This is a genomic window from Saccharothrix sp. ST-888 (assembly GCF_000955975.1).
In the GTDB taxonomy this organism is placed as follows: domain Bacteria; phylum Actinomycetota; class Actinomycetes; order Streptomycetales; family Streptomycetaceae; genus Kitasatospora.
On sequence record NZ_JYJF01000273.1, the window covers coordinates 1 to 1,411 of the forward strand.

Genomic DNA, 1,411 nt, shown 5'->3' on the forward strand with positions numbered 1-1,411 from the left:
GCCGATCGACTTCGAGGACCCGGCCGAGGACGCCGTCTTCGGTGCCTCCCAGGTCGAGCACTTCTCCTGGAAGGGCATCCTCGACTTCTCCACCTGCACCGAGTGCGGCCGCTGCCAGTCGCAGTGCCCGGCCTGGAACACCGGCAAGCCGCTCTCGCCGAAGCTGCTGATCATGAGCCTGCGGGAGCACGCCTTCGCCAAGGCGCCGTACCTGCTGGCCGGTGGCGGCAAGGACATGGAGGGCAGCGAGCAGGCCACGTCCGAGCAGCTCGCCGGTGTCCCCGCGGCGGCCCTCGCCGAGGCCGAGCGCCCGCTGGTCGGCACCGCCGAAGAGGGCGGCGTGATCGACCCGGACGTGCTCTGGTCCTGCACCACCTGCGGCGCCTGCGTCGAGCAGTGCCCGGTGGACATCGAGCACATCGACCACATCGTCGACATGCGCCGCTACCAGGTGATGATCGAGTCCTCCTTCCCGACCGAGGCCGGGACGATGCTCAAGAACCTGGAGAACAAGGGCAACCCGTGGGGCATGGCCACCAAGGCACGCCTGGACTGGGTCAAGGAGCTCAAGAAGGAGACCGGCATCGAGGTGCCGGTGATCGGCCAGGACATCGACCCCGCCGAGGTCGAGTACCTCTACTGGGTCGGCTGCGCCGGCGCCCTGGAGGACCGCGCCAAGAAGACCACCAAGGCCTTCGCGGAGCTGCTGCACACGGCGGGCGTCAAGTTCGCGATCCTCGGCAAGGAGGAATCCTGCACCGGTGACTCCGCCCGCCGCCTGGGCAACGAGTTCCTCTTCCAGATGCTCGGCGCCCAGAACGTCGAGACGCTGAACGCCGCGCTGGAGGACGCCCCGCTCAAGCGGATCGTCGCCACCTGCCCGCACTGCTTCAACACCATCGCCAACGAGTACCCGCAGCTGGGCGGCCACTTCGAGGTCATCCACCACACCCAGCTGCTGCAGCACCTGATCGACGAGGGCAAGCTCGTCCCGGTCAACCCGGTCGAGGGCCTGATCACCTACCACGACCCCTGCTACCTGGGCCGCCACAACAAGGTCTACAGCCCGCCGCGCGAGATCATGGACAAGGTCCCCGGGCTGCGCCAGCAGGAGATGCACCGCCACAAGGAGCGCGGCTTCTGCTGCGGCGCCGGCGGCGCGCGGATGTGGATGGAGGAGCGGATCGGCAAGCGCATCAACACCGAGCGCGTGGACGAGGCGCTGTCGCTCAACCCCGACATCGTCTCCACCGCCTGCCCGTTCTGCCTGGTGATGCTCTCCGACTCGGTCAACGGCAAGAAGAACGAGGGCGCCGCCAAGGAGCACCTGAAGGTGGTCGACGTCGCCCAGCTGCTGCTCGACTCGGTCAAGGCCCAGCCCACCGAGCCGGAGCCGGCCGAGGTCTGAGCC

1 protein-coding gene is annotated in these 1,411 nt (G+C 68.5%); it reads left to right on the forward strand.

All coding sequences use genetic code 11. The features are described 5' to 3' along the window. A partial coding sequence (locus UK12_RS32570; RefSeq protein WP_045306817.1) for a (Fe-S)-binding protein occupies positions 1–1,408 on the forward strand: 1,408 nt, incomplete at its 5' end. Positions 1,409–1,411: the final 3 nt, after the last annotated feature.